Origin of the sequence: Paraglaciecola sp. L3A3, from assembly GCF_009796765.1 — a bacterium.
Lineage (GTDB): Bacteria > Pseudomonadota > Gammaproteobacteria > Enterobacterales > Alteromonadaceae > Paraglaciecola.
In genome coordinates this window covers 357,114-376,283 of record NZ_CP047023.1, presented here as the reverse complement: position 1 = coordinate 376,283, position 19,170 = coordinate 357,114, and the positions used below count along the sequence as shown (strand labels likewise).

Below are 19,170 nucleotides of genomic sequence, written 5' to 3'. Positions count from 1 at the left end.
TTAAAAACTAGAAATATCATATGGAGTGCCTGCGCCATGCTCGTATATTGCCTGTTGGTTTAAGTAGTTTCTAATCGTTAAATTTATAAAACCTGAAGTTTTAAAATCAAAGTCATAAGTACTCCGAGTCATTCTGCCATTTATAACCTTCTCACTACCAAAAACTTTAGTTGCGTCCCCATAGGGGCTCCAATGGTCTCCCGCAGCTGTTATTAATGAAAGCCCAGAAACTTTACTGAATATGTTATTATTTGTATACATGTCATTATCGACAATAACTCCTCTCCCCCCACCAAAGCGCCATAACCATACAGCTTGCGCATATGTTATCTTTTCCCCTTTGCCAAATCTAAACTTACCTTTTTTATATTTACGCAGCATATTTCGAGTTTGCCTACGTACATTTCGATTTAACCTACTTATCTTTTGTTTGAAAGCAATGTCTACAGAACCTGTTCTGGGGTTAAATTTCGTTACTGCCCCATAATCATATGAAACATAATCAGTAGGGAAGTCTGATGTCACCTCCCCTCGGTCTAATTTATTGTAATAATCAGCTAAGGCATTCATTACATCCATCTCATGCCTAATTTGCTCTCGTCTAGAGCCTGTAACAGTTATACACCCCTCACTTGCATTACATACTGGAGGGTTTTCACTATTCTCTTCACTCTCATACCCAGTAGGGTCGACATAACTCAAAGGATTATTCAGCACATAACTATAGCGGTTATAACTTTGGGTATTGCTAGGGGCTTGGATTAAAATATCAGCACTTAAGAATCGGCCTGCTGTGGGGTCGTATACCCGGCCATTCATATGAATTAGCCCACTGTCGTCTAGCATCTCGTGGCCAGTAAAGCCGCGGGTGCTGGTCAGGCCGTTTAGGCTAACGCTATTGGTACTCCAATCACTGGCTCGGCGTTCACCCCAGGTATTAAAGCTTAAACGCTCTTCAATTAAGCCTGATTCATTGGTGATGACAGAGGTGGAGCCTAAATGGTCTTGCAGTAAATAACGGCGCTTGGTATTGCCCATGTAGCCATAAGAGACGGTTTCTTGGAGTAAATACACCCCATCTACATAGCTGTTATGAATGACTTTGGGGCCTTTGACAATTTCTTCATACATGCCACCCATTAAGTAATAGGTTTTAGTGCCATCTGCATCGACTTTTTTATAGCACTTATGGTCAGCGCCGTAATAAAACAGTTGGCCATCAATATTGCTGGGTTTGTTAAAGATGTTGTAACTAATCTGGCTATTGCCTTTTTGGGTCACATTGCCATATTCATCGTATTTGTAGGTTTGGCCATTGGCTTGAGTGACACCATGCACACTGGCACCGTTGGTTTGATTGTAATAAAAGGTGCCGCCTTTATCTGAACGATAGTTAAGGTTACCTAAATCATCGTAGCGATAATTGGCACTGTTGATTAACTGCTGGCTTGCATTGGTATTTTTGCGGTAAACATGACTGGATTTAACCCGGTTAAGGGTGTCGTATGTAAATCTTTCTTTTAAGTCAAACCCGCCGCTTAAGACACTTTGGGTCTCTTCTCGTGTTGTTAACGCACCTGAGGTATTAAACAAATAACGAGCCGATTGTAATTCGCTGTTAAGGTTGCCGTTTTGATATTTGCCTGCAGTTTTTTGTATATAGTAACCATTGCCAGAGGTGTGGGTGGTGCTTACCACTTGATTACCAAACAACATGCCATGACTCATATTATGCTGGCTATCCACCGTCTGCTTGCCTGCCTGCCAAATACGTGCAGGCCCATTACTCCACCAAGGTGCGCCATTTTGAGTATTGACTTCTCTGGCACGTAATAAGAAATCAAATAGAAGAAATCAAATAGGGTCAGAGCCGTTTTATTCAACACATTCCAGAACTATTTAATTCGGCTCTGACCCCTTTTATTATGGGTCTCTTCTCGTGTTGTTAACGCACCTGAGGTATTAAACAAATAACGAGCCGATTGTAATTCGCTGTTAAGGTTGCCGTTTTGATATTTGCCTGCAGTTTTTTGTATATAGTAACCATTGCCAGAGGTGTGGGTGGTGCTTACCACTTGATTACCAAACAACATGCCATGACTCATATTATGCTGGCTATCCACCGTCTGCTTGCCTGCCTGCCAAATACGTGCAGGCCCATTACTCCACCAAGGTGCGCCATTTTGAGTATTGACTTCTCTGGCACGTAATAAGAAATCAAATAGAAGAAATCAAATAGGGTCAGAGCCGTTTTATTCAACACATTCCAGAACTATTTAATTCGGCTCTGACCCCTTTTATTACGGCTCTGCCCCCTTTTATTCTTTGCCTTTTATTTTCCTTAACTCGGCAATATTTCTAAATCCACTTTCAATATCTGCCATTATCGATAGTGAATATTCATGTTCTCCTTCCTTCGGCTCTGGACAGTCTTGTCCAGCAAAATCATCCCATTTTGCTGTTTGCGGAATTCGCTCCCAAAAAATATCAAATGCCGAGTAGTCGAGGAAAATATCTTCTAGTATGCCCTCCTCTGATAGTGCCAGCTCAAATTGACTTTTATTCTTAAACCTTAACACCCTTCCAGAGTCACTAAATATTATAAAAAACTCAGGGAGATATAAAACTTCAACATCTCCATGATAACTTTCCCTTGAGCTATCGGTAAAACACTTTCTATAATCAATTGGGAGCTTTAGGCCTACGATAAACCCGTTTGCATCATCAATATCCAATACCATAGGCGCAATAACCGTATTGTCATTAAGCTCAATTCTATTCACATAAGACGAATAATCTAAGTAAGAATAACCTCTGGGCAATCCACTAAAAAAATAGAAACACATTCCTGTTACTATAATCACAAGAAATAAAAAATACTTATTTCCAAATTTAGTAATCATATTTGAAGCCTATATCAAATGGCATTCCCGCCCCATGTTCATAAATAGCAGCTTGATTAAGCGGATTTCTAAATAAAAGATTAACGGGACCAGAGGATTTAAAATCAAAGTCGTAGGTACTTGTACCAACAAGCCTACCATTCGAAAAATTCTCACTCCCGAAAACTTTAGTTGCATCTCCGTAAGGATGCCAATAAACGTCCACAGCCGTTACTAGAGAAACTAACCCTGTCTTAGTATATATATTGTTATTTGAATAGTTGTTACCATCTAGAACCACTCCTCTACCCCCACCATAGCGCCATAACCATACAGCTTGCGCGTAGGTCATTTTTTCACCTTTACCAAATCTAAACTTACCCTTTTTATATTTACCCAGTATATTTCGAGTTTGTTTACCTACTTTTCGATTAAGTGTTGTCATATTTTCGCGAAATACCAAGTCTACCCCACCAGTTCTAGGGTTAAACTTAGTTACACCACCATAATCATATTGAATAAAATCCATCGGACTGCCTGAAGTGCTTTCTCCACGATCCATCCTATTATAATAATCAGCTAATGCGTTTTGTACATCCAATTCATGTCTAATTTGCTCTTGCCTTGAGCCAGTAACTACAATGCACCCTTCACTTGCACCACAAACGGGTTCATTCGTTTCAGCCGTATACCCACTAGGATCTACAAAACTCAACGGATTATTCAGCACATAACTATAGCGATTATAGCTTTGAGTATTGGTAGGCGCTTGAATGTAAATATCCGCACTTAAGAATCTTCCTGCTACAGGGTCGTAGACCCGACCATTCATATGAATAAGGCCACTTTCATCTAACATTTCATGGCCTGTGTAGCCTCGGGTGGTGCTAAGAGTGAGGTTACTAAGTTAAGATAACTGTCCCTGTGATCATAGAAAATCTTCGCTCGATTATTAAAAAATTAACAAGCCACGAGCATGAAATGTATATCAAATTAATAACCGAACTTAATAATAAACAGCATGGCAAATAAGCAAATAAGCAAATAACTTAGGGTATCAACTAGTGCACAACAGCAAGTAAAAGATGACATTATTGATCACGGTAGAGCTAGTGATTTTTCCAACTCGGATGTCCACTATGCAGTTAAAGTAGCCTATTTAGAGTCGTCATCTAATTGCGCGATATTACAAAAACATCATGACTAGGCACAATAAAAGCAGCAAAACATGAGGATAAGCCACAGTGGGTTTGAGTGATTGTTTAACATATTCCATGATTAACCCTACGGCACCTTTACGAGAGTTTTCCCATTCTGAGTTAAATTGCATACCTAGTATTGGCTGGCTACTGTTATCTGCGCCTTGCAACTGACTGACTGCCTCTTCAACCAACAATAACCTATCCCCTGTTCTAGCCTGAAAGGTTTTCCAAATGCCGTCTTGCAACCAAATAACAGCACATACAAATAGTGGCCACCATGCCAATTCCACCACAAACAGCAAATAACAGGTCACTAGAATATTGAACAACTTTATTAACAGTGAGAATTTCTCGTACTGATCAAACTGATTTTGTAGTGTTATCCATTCTTGTTGCAAAGTACTGAGTTGTCCGTCTGCCATGATGTTCCTTTTAATTTAGCATTAAGTAAGTTGTAAACGTCGCACTAAAAGACGTCAAAATTAAGACTGATGTAACAATTAAGCTCTATTGTGTTCAAAAGCGATGACCTGATCAATGCTGTCACACTCTAAGGCTAACATGACTAACCTATCTATTCCCATGGCCACCCCCGCACATTGTGGTAAACCATATTCAAGAGCGGCAATTAAGTTGTGGTCAATTGGCATAGCTGATAAACCATGCTGTTGTCGCTTTTGATTATCGGCTTCAAATCTAGCCAGTTGCTCTTGAGCATTGTCTAACTCATGAAAGCCATTAGCCAGTTCCATACCTTTAAAATACAATTCAAAGCGCTCTGCCACATTAGCATTTAACGGATTTATTTTCGCCAGCGCGGCTTGGGATGCGGGAAAGTCATAGACAAAACAAGGTCGTGTTTGACCTATTTTAGGTTCAACCTTTTGACTAAATAACAACACTAGCAAGGTATCTTTATCTTCTTCATTAGCAGCTAAGTCAGCATACCCATGTTCACTGGCCAATGCTTTTAGCTCAGTCAAACTGGCGTTAATTGGGTCGCAACTAAGGTGTTGCATAAATGCTTGCTGGTATGTGAGTCTCTCGGCACTTCTACAACCTAAAATAAGCTGCATCAGTTCATCCATCTCAGTCATCAGTTGTTGATGGTCAAAACTAGGTCTATACCACTCTAACATAGTAAATTCTGGATTATGAAAACGCCCAGCCTCTTCATTGCGAAACGACTTACATATTTGATAAATCGGCCCACTACCCGCAGCTAACAAACGCTTCATCGCAAACTCAGGAGAGGTTTGTAGATACAATCTCTGTGTATCAACCGCAAAGGGGCTTTGAAACTCTGTACTAAAAGAATGCAAATGCTGGTCGGTAACAGCGCTATGGCTAAGCGCGGGAGTATCCACTTCTAACACGCCTTTATCGGCAAAAAATTGTCTAATCTTTTGGATAAGGACAGCCCGTTGTTTAAGCACTGCTATGCTGGCACTAGGCTGCCAATGAGTCTTTGTCATAATAAAACCCATAAAAAAGCCCACCTAAAGGTGAGCTTTAACAATTTAAAGGTATTAAGCACTTATTTTTGTGCTCGACCTACATATTCACCATTACGAGTATCAACACGAACCACTTCACCTGTTTGTACAAATAAAGGGACTCGAACAACCGCACCTGTAGATAATGTTGCAGGTTTGCCACCCGTCCCTGCGGTATCGCCTTTTAAGCCAGGATCAGTTTCAGTAATTTCTAGTTCTACGAAATTAGCAGGTTGAACAACAATAGGTGAACCATTCCACAAGGTAATAGTACATACGTCATTTTCAACTAACCATTTTACACTGTCGCCTACCGCTTTATCATCGGCAGCTATTTGCTCGAATGTGTCGTTGTTCATGAAATGCCAAAATTCGCCATCTGTGTACAAATACGCTAACTCCGTATCCAATACGTCCGCACCTTCTACTGATTCACCAGATTTAAACGTTTTTTCTAATACTTTTCCTGATATAAGCTTGCGAATTTTAACTCGGCTAAAGGCTTGGCCTTTACCTGGTTTAACAAATTCATTTTCAAGAATGTTGCAAGGTTCGCCGTCGAGCATTATCTTTAGGCCCGATTTAAACTCATTTGTGCTGTAATTAGCCATGTGTCCTCGTAAATATAACTATGCTGAGAGAGTAATTGTCGCAAATAATACCTAAAAAACGTCTGACTGTAGAGACTTACTGGCAAAAAGAACTGACAACTAGTTTTTCTGATCCCGAATCTTTACTCAAATACCTCGAATTACCTGCTGAGGACTATGCTGAAGATATTAAAGCTCGTAAGTTGTTCCCTATGCGTGTGCCTAGAGAATTCGCGGCTCGTATGGTCAAAGGCGATCCTAAAGACCCGCTTTTTTTACAAGTTTTCACTCAGCAAAAAGAATTTTATTCTGTAAAAGGTTACAGCAAAGATCCTTTACAAGAACAAGACAATCAACAGCCCGGTATCTTACATAAATACCAAAACCGCTTATTGTTGTTAGTTAGAGGGGGATGTGCGGTCAATTGTCGTTATTGTTTTCGTCGTCATTTTCCTTATAGCGACAATCACCTAAATAAACAACAATGGCAAACTGCAATCAATTACATTGCTGAAAACCCACAAATAGACGAAGTGATCTACTCTGGTGGAGATCCACTGATGGCTAAAGATGATTTTTTAGCTTGGTTAACGGCGCAAATAGAAAATATTGCCCACGTTAAGCGTTTGCGTATCCATACTAGACTTCCTGTGGTCATCCCAGCGAGGATAACAGACGAACTGATGACATGGTTTAGCAAATCGAGATTGAAGCCTGTGATGGTGTTGCATATCAATCATGCCAACGAAATTGATGAAAAAGTCGCAAGTGCAGTGAAAAAATTAAAAGATGCAGGTGTAACTATGCTCAATCAAGCTGTGCTGTTAAAAGGCATTAATGATACAGCTGAACAACAAATTACTTTAAATGAGAGGTTATTTGAAATAGGCATCATGCCATATTATTTACATGTGTTAGATAAGGTGGAAGGGGCTGAACATTTTGATGTGCCAGAACCACAAGCTCTAGACTTAATGGCTGATTTGATAAAGCGTCAGCCAGGTTATCTGGTACCTAAACTCGTACGAGAAATCGGTGGTCAACCAGGCAAGACCCCGCTTGATTTAAAACTTCACCCTTAAAATTTACATAAAGTATTTGTTCAAACAAATGATAAAGCGCCTACCAAGCTACCTGTTACCTAAACTCGTACGAGAAATAGGCGTTAGATAACCCGGCAAGACGCCACTTGATTTACATCTTCATCCATAGGGCCTGCCCTATATAAAATTACGCAAAAGTATCTACATGAGATCCAATTGCGGGATTAGCTGATGAAGTTTTTGGCACGTCAGCGGCAGATTCCAGCAGCTGAAGCGTCGCTTTTCCCTCTGTTTCTTGCTGTGACTTAGCAAGTTGCAGAGATTTTATTTCAAGCGTCGCACCGGATGAAGCAGAGTGACTAGCACCTTGAATATCCATACCATATTCCCTATTGCTTGTAGCAAAGTACAAAAGCAGGCAGAATTGCCAGCTTCGCACATATTATCGACCTAACAGACAGAAACTTTAGCAATGCAAACAATTATTCAAAAGCTCGGTGAAAACGTTCAACTGATTTATCGTAAATCAATCGACGCAGACCACATCATTTCTCAATTACAAACTAGTGGCAAAGGCAAATTTACAGCTGTATTTCCTGCAGAAGCGGGATTCGAAGCCAATAGTCGTTTTTTTAAACCCTATGTAGAAGAATTAGCCAAAACAGTTGTTGAGTTAGCAGAAAAACCAGAATCAGAAGTAAAAGCTGAATTGCCTGACTTAGTGACAAAAATAGAATTGTTATTAAAAACCTTAGCTCACTTTCAAAAAAGCGTTCGCTAAGCAATCAGTATAATCGATTAACAAGCAGGCTAGTATTTCAGCCTGCTTGGATGGTTTTAAACTAATTAATGTGTATAGGTAGAACCTTGATTCTATTTTTAATTTCGGCGACCATTTGTTGATACGCCGGACTATCAGCATCGGTAAAACGCTTAGTAAATTCAGCTTTTCTAAGACCTTCAGGCAAACCTTTTATCGCTGGAAAAAAAGCACTTTCACTAAACTTATTAGCCAAAATAAGTTGCACTCTACGGGCGCTATTAGGATCAGTCGCAGACTGAGCAAATTCTACTCCAGCAATATCAGCTGCCAAGTCAACAAAACTAAAGCCTGAGCCCCCTTTGCCTCTGTCCATTAGCTCTTTAAATTCGCCAATGGCAATACTTAACCCTTGTTCAGACATGATTTTAATTGCCGCTGAGAATATAAAGTGTTGGTTTAAGTCGCCTCTAAACTTCAACATAGGACTGGCTTTTGGTAAGGCTAACTTACCTGGAATAGGCTGAACCTCACCGACAAAATTAGCAAACCTATGATGACCCGCATAAATAGCCAGAGCCATAATAGCCGCTTCATTTTCTTGCACTGCTGTTTCAACGCTTGAACGTTGTTTAGCCCAATTAAACAGAGGACCGATATACTTAGCTAAAGACTGGGGTCTAGTTTTTGAACCAACTGGAAGTTCAGAAAGCTTTTTCAAATAGAAGGCTGTCCGTAAACGTAACTCTTCATCACCTTCACTGCCCACTGTCTGTTTCACCATATTCAGTTCATTCAAAAAATCATCTAGAGGCCTAACCGATAACACGACTTTGTTAGGTGACATGGCAACATATTCAACTTGATCAACAAATTGCTGAGCGATGTCGCTTTTTGTGTACCAATTAGCCAGAGTGACAATTGTCTTCAGGGCCATATCACCAGGAATAGAAAAAGAGCCAAATTTAACTTGCTCAACTAAAATTCCAGCTCCCGGCATCAATTGAATGTCGATATTGAGATAACGGCCAAAGGGATTAGCAGGTAAAGCATAGCTAGTCAGTATTTGTGATGATGTCTCTGTTATTTTCACTTGTCCTTGCAATGGTCTATGCGCTCTTTGCGCAAAGCCCACTAAGCTGTTCAATTGATTTTCGGTGATAGTGATACTCTGTTTACTATCTCTATTTTTAACGCTATCGCTCAGCTGTTTCATCAATTTTTTAACTGATTCAGCTTCATCGACTTGTTGGCCACTCTGAGTAGTAACCAGCGGCTCAGACTCTAAAGCAGTAAGAAATAACCCAACAAAAGTAACAACTAGTAACAACAAGATCACTAATAGATATTTAATCAACTTAAACAACAGAATTTCCTTTATATATTTATTACGATGAAATGGCTTAAACGATAGCCATATTGCCTTTTGATTCGAGCCACTCTTTGCGATCTGGCGCACGTTTTTTGGCGAGTAACATATCCATAGTCTCTAACATTTGTTCAGGATCGTCTGCCACTAACTGCACTAACCTACGAGTATTGGGATCCATAGTTGTTTCACGTAATTGTAACGGGTTCATTTCACCTAGACCTTTAAAGCGTTGCACATTCACTTTGCCGCGTTTTTTCTCCGCCACAATACGATCTAAAATGCCATCTTTCTCACTTTCATCCAGTGCATAATAAACATCTTTGCCAATATCAATTCTAAATAAAGGCGGCATTGCTACGTAGACATGCCCAGTATTCACTAGGGTTCTGAAGTGTTTAACAAACAAAGCGCATAACAAAGTAGCAATGTGCAATCCATCTGAGTCGGCATCAGCCAGAATGCAGATTTTATCATAACGTAAACTACTTAAATCTTCTGAGTCAGGGTCGATACCTAATGCAACAGAAATGTCATGGATTTCATTTGAGGCTAGCACTTGTGATGAATCAACTTCCCAACTGTTGAGGATTTTTCCACGTAAAGGCATGATGGCTTGGAACTCTCGGTCTCGGGCTTGTTTAGCAGAGCCACCAGCTGAGTCTCCTTCCACTAAAAACAGCTCAGAACGTGTGGTATCTTGAGTTGAACAATCAGTCAGTTTACCGGGTAAGGCTGGGCCTTGGGTGATTTTTTTACGAGCGACTTTTTTACTTTGACGTAAGCGGGTTTGTGCATTGTTGATACACATTTCTGCTAAAAGTTCTGCCACGTCAGTATGCTGATTTAACCATAAACTAAAGGCATCTTTGACCACTCCAGAAACAAAAGCAGCAGCTTGGCGCGAAGATAAACGTTCTTTAATTTGTCCTGCAAACTGGGGATCTTGCATTTTAGTAGATAAAATATAACTACAACGATCCCAGATATCTTCAGGGGTGAGTTTTACCCCCCTAGGTAATAAATTTCTGAACTCACAAAACTCACGCATTGACTCTAATAAACCTTGGCGTAAACCGTTTACGTGAGTTCCACCTTGTGCGGTAGGTATCAAGTTCACATAACTTTCGGTGACCATTTCGCCACCTTCAGGTAACCACATAACAGCCCAGTCAGCTGCCTCAGTATTACCAGCAAGGCTACCCACAAATGGCACATCTTCAGGCAAGGTGACATATTCTTTTACTGATTGATAAAGATAATCACGTAAACCATCTTCAAAATACCACTCAGTAGTTTCGTTATTAATTTTATTATCAAAGCGAATACGTAAGCCAGGGCATAACACTGCTTTCGCTCTTAATATGTGTAATAACTTAGTGACTGAAAATTTAGCCGAATCGAAATATTTTGGATCAGGCCAAAAGTGCACTTTAGTACCGGTATTGCGCTTTCCACAGGTATCTACAATTTGTAACTCTTGCACTTTATCGCCATTTTCAAAAGCAATTTGATAAACATTGCCGTCACGACGAATATGCACTTCAACTCTTTTTGATAAAGCATTAACAACAGAAATACCTACACCATGCAAACCGCCTGAAAATTGGTAGTTTTTATTAGAAAACTTACCACCAGCGTGTAACTTGGTCATAATTAATTCTACGCCCGAAATACCTTCTTCTGGATGAATATCTACAGGCATACCACGCCCATCATCGGTTACTTCCAGAGATTGATCGGCATGTAACACAACTTTTATTGAGCTAGCAAAGCCACCAAGCGCTTCATCTACACTGTTATCTATTACCTCTTGACTTAAATGGTTGGGTCGAGTGGTATCTGTGTACATTCCGGGGCGTCTTTGTACGGGTTCTAAACCATTTAAGACTTCAATTGCTTCTGCGTTATATTGATTTGTCATAGTTTTTATTTAGAGCTCTTATTGTTCGGTGTAGATAAATATGAATAAGCCGAGGAATGGCCCTCGCTAAAGTTATGTTATACCAAGCTTCATTTAGTCTTGCAGTAGAAACCTAAAAATATCTGCTAAGAATCGTTCAAAATGTTGGAAACTGTGATCTCCACCCTGCTCTATTGTCATTTTATGACCTTGATATTTTTCTTCGGCTTGGCGGTAATCTAAAGTTTCATCACCTGTTTGTAATAAAAGCCAATAATTTTCAGCTGTTTTAGATATAGGGATATCTAAGGATTTTAATTCAGCTATGTGTTTTTGTTCTAAATGAAAGATTTCCTCTGTGTAAGGATTAACATGCTGCCCTAAAAAATCCACTAACAGTTCATAGGGCCTGACAGCCGGATTAATTAATACCGCTTTACCTGCATACTTTTCACACATATAAGTAGCCAAATACCCACCTAATGAACTGCCGATAAAACGCAACTGGCTGTTTGGATATTTTTTTACTATTTGTTCAATGGTTGCCACAGCTTGTTGTGGATAATTACCCAGCTTAGGTGTTTCTAAAATTAGCTGCGGGTAATGAGATTTAACAAACTCTATTGTTTGTGTGGCTTTATTAGATTGTGGTGAACTTAAAAAACCATGTAAATATATCACTATATATTGCAAATTCAACTGCTCACTAAACGTTGTACTGATGTGGTTATTTGACCATTTTCAGCTAAATTAATCACTCTAAACCCGGGTGCAAGATCACTTACACCAAAGGTTTTTTCACAAGACCATTGCCAGCATGTTGAGGGGCAAGCCAAATATTTAATACCCTGACGCTCAGTTTCAATATCTGCATGTATATGCCCGTAAACGACAGCTTTAACAGAAGCGTGTTTTTCTAATAGCTCTATAAAATCAGTTCGATTTAACCATTCGTGTTTATCCATCCAACTATGACATGGTAGTGGATGATGGTGAACAGCAAGCAAATGATACTTATCTGGATGGTTTGTTAATTGTTGCTCAAGACTATCTAATTCATCGCCCTCAACATATCCTAAAGTGCCCTGATGATGAGAGTTTAGTAGATGAATTTGCCACTGACTGTTAGTCAACACTTGTGGAGAGTTGTGCCATAAATGTTCTGCAGAAAAAAGTTCGACCAAAGCTTTAGGATTATCATGGTTACCAGGAATAAGTGACCAAGCACATGTCAGTTTTGTTTGCTTTAATAACCGTTCAAAATGTTGATAACTTGCGCTTGAAGCATCCCCACTAATATCACCAGTAAACAAAATCAAATCAGGTTGGCAAGCACCCACACTCGCTAAAACATTTGATAAACTTTGGTATGGATTTATGTCGTTATAACCTAGTTTATTCACATCAGCAAACAGGTGGCAATCAGATATCTGAATTATTTTCATATACGTTAACGCTAATCAAGCTGTAAGGTCAGCGCTTGCTTATTTTGACTGATGCAAAACTGTAACCATTCGGCTAAAAATTGATTGACCATTTCTTTTTCATTTCTTTGATACATTTTAATATTAGGATAGCGATAACTAGGCTTCAGAGAGCCAATATTTTGCGCGCTAATGACTTCAGCCATTTGGGCATCATGGTATAACCTAACTTGGACTATAGGTCGCAAAAATTCAAATCCAGCAATACTCTTTTGTGACATTTCTAAGGTGCTAGTATAACGACTACACTCAATGATTTTAATGGTGTATTGCAGGGCATCACTTACCGCAAATTGGTACTGTAAATCTTCTGTATCACAATCGGGTAAAAGCCGTAATAACCAACCATAGTTGAGCTCACACACTTGGTGCATATTAGCTAACTTAGGTACATACTTACGACTTAACACATTACTCATTCGACCATGTTTCCATTAATGTTTGTTTATTCATAGCAAACCACTGCAAAGCAATAAGAGTTGCAGCGTTATCTACCTTGCCTTCATTTATCCAATTCAACCCCTGTTGTTCGGGAACTCTATGCACCAGAATATCTTCTCCCTCATAGTCTAGTCCATGAACACCTTGGGCTTGTGTTGCATCCACTTCACCGACAAAAATATGTAATCTTTCAGTGGTGCCGCCAGGACTAGATAAATAACTCAGAGCTTTAGTGAGTTGTTTAACTTCAACCCCAGCTTCTTCAATAGATTCACGTCGGCAGACATTTTCAGCGGTTTCGCCTTCATCAATAATCCCGGCTACCACTTCAATCAACCAAGGTGATTCTGAAGTAGGGACAGCACCAATGCGAACCTGCTCAATTAACACAAATTCTTCCAAATTAGGGTCATAAAGTAATACTGCAATAGCGTGGCCTCGTTCAAAGACTTCACGCTCAATTACTTCACTCCAGCCACCTTTATACAATTTATGTTTAAAGGCGTATTTTACCATATTAAAAAAACCACTATACAAGGGTTCTTTTTGCAAGATTTTTATATCTTGTTGTCCATAACGCTGGATATTATTAGTGGGTTTAGTCAAAGTGTCTCTCCGCCTATAATCTGGTGAATGAAGTTATTGTACCTTTAATCACGATATAAGACGGACAAATGATTGTATTGCGAGTGTAAATTTCTTTATTAATCACATATTCTGTTACACTTGCCAGCCTAGTATTACGACAAAACATTGTCAGTTGGCACTTGATTTGAATAAACTGTATCCACAGATTAAATATTCGCGCCAAATCGGATTAGTAAACATTTTAGGACGACAAATGAAAAAGACACTTTTATCACTATTGATAAGTGTAGGCATGACAACATCTGCTTATGCTGACTCACTATTTGAAGTTTATCAACAGGCTTTACAAAATGACCCAACAACTTTGCAATCAAAAGCAATTAAAGAAGCCGCATTTGTTAACATAGATAGAAGTCGTGCTAGTCTTTTACCCCAAATATCCGCATCATTATCAGCAGGCCGCTCATACAGCGATGTTAGAGCTAGTTCTTCATCTACTACTGATTCAACTGGCGCAAGCATCAATTTAAACCAAAGTATTTATGATCGCTCTAATTGGATTGCCCTTGATCGAGCTGAATTAGAAGCAAGTAGAGCCGATACTATCTACGCCCAAGCGATGCAAAATCTGATTGTAAGAACGGTCACCAGTTATTTTAATACCTTACAAGCAAAAGACGATTTAGAATTTGCCAAAGCAGAAAAACGGGCTATCGAACGTCAACTAGAACAAACCAAACAAAGGTTTAATGTCGGATTAACCGCAGTTACAGATGTACATGAAGCCCAAGCGCAGTACGACACATCGGTCGCTTCTGAAATCAGCGCTGAAAACGCGGTAGAAACTAACCTTGAAGCCTTACGAGAAATTACTGGTCGTTACTATTCAGCGTTAAATGTTTTAAATACTGAAACATTTTCAGCAGCTATGCCTGCTCCTGCTAATATCAATGACTGGTTAAAATTGGCAGATGAATTAAATTTACAACTTATTGCAGCCAATACCAGTGTGGATATTTCTAAATTTGATATCAAGAGTGCTCGTTCTGGTCATTTACCCACAGTCAGTTTAAGTGCAAGTGCCGGCTCGGGTGATAGCAGTAAAGATCAAAACCACGTAACAACCGACAGCCATTCAAATAGTTATAGCGTGGGTTTAGGTGTATCTATTCCAATTTATTCTGGAGGCCGAGTTTCTGCTGATGTTGACGCAGCCAAATTTAGTTTTATTGCCGACAGCGAAGAACGTGAACGTATACACAGACAAGTTATCCGTAGTGTACGTTCAAACTATAATGACGTTAAAGCCGCAATTGCTCGTATTAAAGCCTTTGAACAAGCGGTAATTTCTGCTGAAAGTGCATTAAATGCCACCAATGCGGGATTCGAAGTCGGTACACGTACTATTGTAGATGTATTAAACAGTACCCGTAACTTGTTCGATGCTAGACGTAACCTATCTAGAGTCAGATATGGCTATGTCACTAGTGTGATGCAATTAAAATTAGCTGCAGGAAAATTATCTGAACAAGATGTAAAAGATATAGATGCTGCGTTAGTTGCACAAAACTGAGTACAATCAATGCTTATAAGGCAGCTAAGGCTGCCTTTTTTATGTTAGTCAATAATCTCTGTCATTCATAGATTGACAGTTGCAACGAATTCACTACTCTATCGCCGTTAATTATTTATCTATAAAGCCCATGAAAACATCAACTCTAAATAATACGTTCATCCGCATTCGCAGTAATAAATTGTTCGAAATTTTTGTCGTCACTGTCATTATTTTTTCCGCCCTGTTGGTGGGCGCAAAAACCTATCCAATGTCTAGCACTATGTTAGTTGTGACTAAATTTTTAGATTGGTTTATTAGTGGCTTCTTTTTAACAGAAGTCACCATTCGATTTTTAGCCGAACACAAAAAACGTAACTTTTTTAAAAATTTCTGGAATGTTTTTGACACACTCATAGTCGTTGTCAGTTTAATTCCCGCCGACGATGCCGAATTAGCGGTTATTGCTCGATTAGTCAGGGTGTTTCGCGTATTACGAATGATATCTATCATTCCTGAACTAAGGATTTTACTGGTTTCTTTAGTTAAAGCTCTACCACAGCTTGGTTACGTCATGCTATTGATGTTTATCATCTTTTATATTTATGCCGCAATCGGTAGTACTTTGTTTGCCGAAATCAATCCTGAATTATGGGGACACATCACCATATCATTACTGACCTTATTTCGAGTCATGACATTCGAAGATTGGACAGACGTGATGTACGAAACAATGGAAGTGTACCCCCTTAGTTGGGTCTTCTATTTGACCTTTATATTCTTCACTGCTTTTGCATTTTTGAACATGGTAATCGGAATTGTAGTGGGGGTAATGGAACAAGAAAACGCTAAAGCTAGAGCAGAAAAACTAGAAGAAGAAGGTGAGCCCAGCCTGAAAGATATTGCCAAACAAATATCAGCGTTAGATCAACAAATACGTGAATTAAAAAAGAACAATTAAGCGGGATCTGCTCATCCTCAAATAAATTGTTCAATATTCTATAAACTCGGACTTTACTTTATTTAGTACAGCAAAGTCCGAAGTTCATTTGACAACTTGACCCGAGTTCAGGTTATTTAATCTGATATTTAGCTTTTAGTTCTGCCACGCGTTGGATTGAAGCAGGCTCTTTCATTTCTCTTTGCTTAAACTTACGTTCAGCTAAAAAGGTTTTTTCTGCAGCTAGCAATGTCTCTACATAATTTAAGTAAATTTCTTCGTTTTGCATTTCCTTGGTGACCGCCCGTTCATATAATTCCAGGGCTTTATCGTACTCCTTATCTGTAAACCATATTTGGGCTAGAGTATCTAAAGCTGCGGCATTGTTTGGCTCAATAGCGACAGCTTCTTGTCCTTGCTCTTTAGCTTTATCAAGTTGTCCGGCTTGTAAATATAAGTAAGCTAAATTATTTCTAGCAACATAATTTTTCGGGTTTTTCTCTATCGCAGCTTGATAAGATGCAATAGCTGCTGACGTGTCCGAGCTAATTTGTCTTTCAGCTAACAACATACGTGCAGCTTGATCATTGGGTTGCTTTTGTAAATGTTGCTTAAGTAATGCAGTGCCTTGGGCATTTTGTCCCAGTTTTGAATAACTCGCTAATACCACTAATAAATTTCGAGTTGAGGGACTAGCATTATAGGCAATTAAACTGTTCTCTAAAGCTAACTCAGGCTTGCCATCACTCAATTGTAGGCGAGCTAAGAAACCTTTTACTAAAGGTTTATCAAGTACAGTATTAGGAAGAGCTTCGTACTCACCTTTGGCATCTTTATAATCTGAGTTCATTAATAAAAAATGCAGGTTGAGTAATTGCATTTGCAAATCATCGCGAATTTTTAAAAAGTTTTGGGTGATGACTAAAGCATCTGTAAATTTATTTTTGTTGTCTAACAACAAAAGTTTACCAATATTAGCTTCTTTATTATTAGGTTGTTCAAGCAACCAAGTATCATAGTGTTTATTGGCTAATGTAGCTTGATTAGTTCTAATCAAAGACTGACCTAATATCTTCCAATAACCTTGAGGAAGATTTTCTTGACCTTCTAATACCTCTAATAATTTAATTGCATCTGTGTATTCTTGCTCTGCAGTTTTCACCCGAGCTAACAATAAACGTAAGCCAATATTTTGTGGGTCACTGTCAAAAGCGAGATTAATTTTCTTAATCGCAGCAGTCGCATCACCCTGTTGTTTAGCAACCAAATAATTAGTCGCTAAAGCAGGAATATTTTGCGGAAACTCAACTAACAAGTCATCTAACATATTGACGGCTTGCGGAATGTTTTTTTGAATTAGCTCTAGGTTAACCATAGCTAATATGGGCGCAGGGTTACCGGGAATAGCAGCTAATCCTTGTTCAAATTCAGCTTTAGCTTGTGCGTATTGCTTTTGCTTAGTATAGATTTCACCCGCTAACATATACGACTTTAACTCATCTGGATTAGAGGCTTTCCAATCGTTCGCTAAAGCTAATGCTTTATCATATTGTTTGGTCGCTAAATAAGCCTTGCCTAAAGTCACTTGGGCAGCTTCTAGCTCAGGCGCTTTCGCTACAGCTTCCTCTAGATTGACTATACCGTCTAAGTTATTAAGAGATAATTTTAATAAACCTAAACGCGTTAGATCTTCTGCTGTTGAACTGATGGCAGTCGATCTTTCTACTAAACCTTTAGCTTCTTTTTCAAAGCCACCTTTTAACAGTTCATAACTCGCTTTGGAAAATAAAGGCGCGTCTTCTTCAGACAATTCGTCTAGTCGGTCTAATACATCACCTACTTCACTGGTTAAACCTAATTGCAGCTGACTGGCTGCAAGCAGCTTTAAGCCCGGATGATTATCTGGTAATAATCCCACTATATAAGAAAGGTGACGATTAGCACTGGCGAAATCATTAACCTGATAAGCTGAATAACCTGCAATAAGTCTTAAAGAAGGTTCATCAATTCCGCCCAAGATAGCCGTTTCTGCATGTTTTAAGGCCAAGTCATATTTTTCTTGTGCCGCACTAGAAGCTGATTTTAACTGATTGAGTAGAGGATTTTTATCATTAATTAATAATAGTTTGTCGATATAAGGTTCGGCAGATGATGCTTTACCTGTATCAACTAACAGCTTAGCCAAAACAAACATGGTTTGATTATCTTCTGGAAAAAGCCCTACATATTCAGTAAATACCTCAACCGCACTATCAGGTTGTTTTAGCGATAAATACAATTGAGCCAATAACTTTAATACTTCAGCATTTTGTGGCGCTTGTTCTTTTAATAAGATCGTTTCATCTAAGGCTGCTTGGTAATCCCTATCTACCACTTTTTCATATGCAGCAGTTAAGCCTTTAAAGATAGAATTGCTGTCCAAATCAGCTAGCTCAGTAATAAGAACTCGAGCGTCTTCTAATTTATTTAAACGTACTAAAGACAGCACTTTAAAATAGCCAATTTCAGCCTGTTCGCTTGCCGTTAAACCAGCCTGATGATGCTCTATTTTACTAATTGCAGAATAGGCTCCAGTACGATGATAAGCTTGGGTCAACAGAGGTAAGACTTTAGATGGCTCAAAACCATACTCCATGGCACGATTCAGTTCTTTTTCAGCATTTTCATACTGCTTTTGCTGAATATACAAACGGCCAAGTTCAAATCTGGCAACTGCAGACTTAGGATCGGCTTGAATCGCATTTTTCAACGACAGAATGGCAGCATTAATATTTTGTTCAGCGCTAAACTGCTTAGCCTCTTCAACATATTCAGCAGTACTTTTTTGCCCGCAAGCTGAGATGCTTACACATACAACACCTACTAAGGCGAATTTCAAACTAGTCTTGCACAAAAAATTCATCATTTATTTCCTATAAAG

At 39.1% G+C, this 19,170-nt stretch carries 19 protein-coding genes; 4 read left to right on the top strand and 15 right to left on the bottom strand.

What is annotated here, in order from left to right:
* The 7 genes from GQR87_RS22300 to efp all read right to left on the bottom strand — a co-directional run bounded on the left by GQR87_RS22300 (window position 1) and on the right by efp (window position 6,191).
* Window positions 1-1,746 (bottom strand): RHS repeat domain-containing protein, encoded by a 1,746-nt coding sequence (locus tag GQR87_RS22300; RefSeq protein WP_158965862.1) that lies wholly within the window; start codon window positions 1,744-1,746, stop codon window positions 1-3.
* Between the two features lie 149 nt (window positions 1,747-1,895).
* Complete coding sequence (locus tag GQR87_RS01545; RefSeq protein WP_158965860.1) at window positions 1,896-2,123, bottom strand: hypothetical protein; 228 nt, start codon at window positions 2,121-2,123, stop codon at window positions 1,896-1,898.
* 195 nt (window positions 2,124-2,318) lie between these two features.
* Complete coding sequence (locus tag GQR87_RS01540; protein ID WP_158965858.1) at window positions 2,319-2,903, bottom strand: hypothetical protein; 585 nt, start codon at window positions 2,901-2,903, stop codon at window positions 2,319-2,321.
* On the bottom strand, window positions 2,893-3,741 hold the full coding sequence (locus GQR87_RS22295) for an RHS repeat-associated core domain-containing protein (protein ID WP_233267372.1): 849 nt from the start codon (window positions 3,739-3,741) through the stop codon (window positions 2,893-2,895). The genes GQR87_RS01540 and GQR87_RS22295 overlap by 11 nt, the downstream gene beginning before the upstream one ends.
* A 327-nt stretch (window positions 3,742-4,068) precedes the next feature.
* On the bottom strand, window positions 4,069-4,506 hold the full coding sequence (locus GQR87_RS01530; protein WP_158965856.1) for a hypothetical protein: 438 nt from the start codon (window positions 4,504-4,506) through the stop codon (window positions 4,069-4,071).
* A 78-nt stretch (window positions 4,507-4,584) separates the two neighbouring features.
* Window positions 4,585-5,559, bottom strand: coding sequence for an elongation factor P--(R)-beta-lysine ligase (epmA, locus tag GQR87_RS01525; RefSeq protein WP_158965854.1), 975 nt, complete (start codon window positions 5,557-5,559; stop codon window positions 4,585-4,587).
* Window positions 5,560-5,621: 62 nt separating this feature from the next.
* Window positions 5,622-6,191: an elongation factor P gene (gene efp / locus GQR87_RS01520; protein ID WP_158965852.1), complete on the bottom strand. Its 570-nt coding sequence runs from the start codon at window positions 6,189-6,191 to the stop codon at window positions 5,622-5,624.
* A 35-nt stretch (window positions 6,192-6,226) separates the two neighbouring features.
* On the opposite strand from efp, the gene epmB reads away from it, so the two are divergent.
* Window positions 6,227-7,252 (top strand): EF-P beta-lysylation protein EpmB, encoded by a 1,026-nt coding sequence (epmB, locus tag GQR87_RS01515; protein WP_158965850.1) that lies wholly within the window; start codon window positions 6,227-6,229, stop codon window positions 7,250-7,252.
* A 148-nt stretch (window positions 7,253-7,400) separates the two neighbouring features.
* On the opposite strand, the gene GQR87_RS01510 is transcribed toward epmB, so the two are convergent.
* The gene (locus tag GQR87_RS01510) at window positions 7,401-7,592 is read right to left on the bottom strand and encodes a hypothetical protein (RefSeq protein ID WP_158965848.1); all 192 of its coding nucleotides are present in this window, start codon (window positions 7,590-7,592) and stop codon (window positions 7,401-7,403) included.
* 93 nt (window positions 7,593-7,685) lie between these two features.
* On the opposite strand from GQR87_RS01510, the gene GQR87_RS01505 reads away from it, so the two are divergent.
* Window positions 7,686-7,994, top strand: coding sequence for a hypothetical protein (locus tag GQR87_RS01505; RefSeq protein WP_158965846.1), 309 nt, complete (start codon window positions 7,686-7,688; stop codon window positions 7,992-7,994).
* A gap of 61 nt (window positions 7,995-8,055) precedes the next feature.
* Here GQR87_RS01505 and GQR87_RS01500 read toward each other — a convergent pair whose 3' ends face one another.
* The 6 genes from GQR87_RS01500 to nudF form a co-directional block, all read right to left on the bottom strand.
* Window positions 8,056-9,339, bottom strand: a complete 1,284-nt coding sequence (locus GQR87_RS01500) for a hypothetical protein (RefSeq protein ID WP_158965844.1) — start codon at window positions 9,337-9,339, stop codon at window positions 8,056-8,058.
* Between the two features lie 37 nt (window positions 9,340-9,376).
* Entirely contained in the window at window positions 9,377-11,266 is a 1,890-nt protein-coding gene (parE, locus tag GQR87_RS01495; protein WP_158965842.1) for a DNA topoisomerase IV subunit B, read from the bottom strand.
* A gap of 93 nt (window positions 11,267-11,359) precedes the next feature.
* A complete protein-coding gene (locus GQR87_RS01490; protein ID WP_158965840.1) occupies window positions 11,360-11,938 on the bottom strand; it encodes a YqiA/YcfP family alpha/beta fold hydrolase in 579 nt (192 codons plus the stop codon).
* Between the two features lie 2 nt (window positions 11,939-11,940).
* Window positions 11,941-12,690, bottom strand: coding sequence for a metallophosphoesterase (locus GQR87_RS01485; RefSeq protein WP_158965838.1), 750 nt, complete (start codon window positions 12,688-12,690; stop codon window positions 11,941-11,943).
* Between the two features lie 11 nt (window positions 12,691-12,701).
* Window positions 12,702-13,148 (bottom strand): DUF1249 domain-containing protein, encoded by a 447-nt coding sequence (locus GQR87_RS01480; protein ID WP_158965837.1) that lies wholly within the window; start codon window positions 13,146-13,148, stop codon window positions 12,702-12,704.
* A complete protein-coding gene (gene nudF / locus GQR87_RS01475) occupies window positions 13,141-13,776 on the bottom strand; it encodes an ADP-ribose diphosphatase (RefSeq protein WP_158965835.1) in 636 nt (211 codons plus the stop codon). The genes GQR87_RS01480 and nudF overlap by 8 nt, the downstream gene beginning before the upstream one ends.
* Window positions 13,777-14,011: 235 nt before the next feature.
* Here nudF and tolC point away from each other — a divergent pair, with 235 nt between their 5' ends.
* On the top strand, window positions 14,012-15,331 hold the full coding sequence (tolC, locus tag GQR87_RS01470; RefSeq protein WP_158965833.1) for an outer membrane channel protein TolC: 1,320 nt from the start codon (window positions 14,012-14,014) through the stop codon (window positions 15,329-15,331).
* A 130-nt stretch (window positions 15,332-15,461) separates the two neighbouring features.
* Complete coding sequence (locus GQR87_RS01465; protein ID WP_158965831.1) at window positions 15,462-16,271, top strand: ion transporter; 810 nt, start codon at window positions 15,462-15,464, stop codon at window positions 16,269-16,271.
* 112 nt (window positions 16,272-16,383) lie between these two features.
* Here GQR87_RS01465 and prsT read toward each other — a convergent pair whose 3' ends face one another.
* Window positions 16,384-19,155 (bottom strand): XrtA/PEP-CTERM system TPR-repeat protein PrsT, encoded by a 2,772-nt coding sequence (gene prsT / locus GQR87_RS01460; protein ID WP_158965829.1) that lies wholly within the window; start codon window positions 19,153-19,155, stop codon window positions 16,384-16,386.
* Window positions 19,156-19,170: the final 15 nt, after the last annotated feature.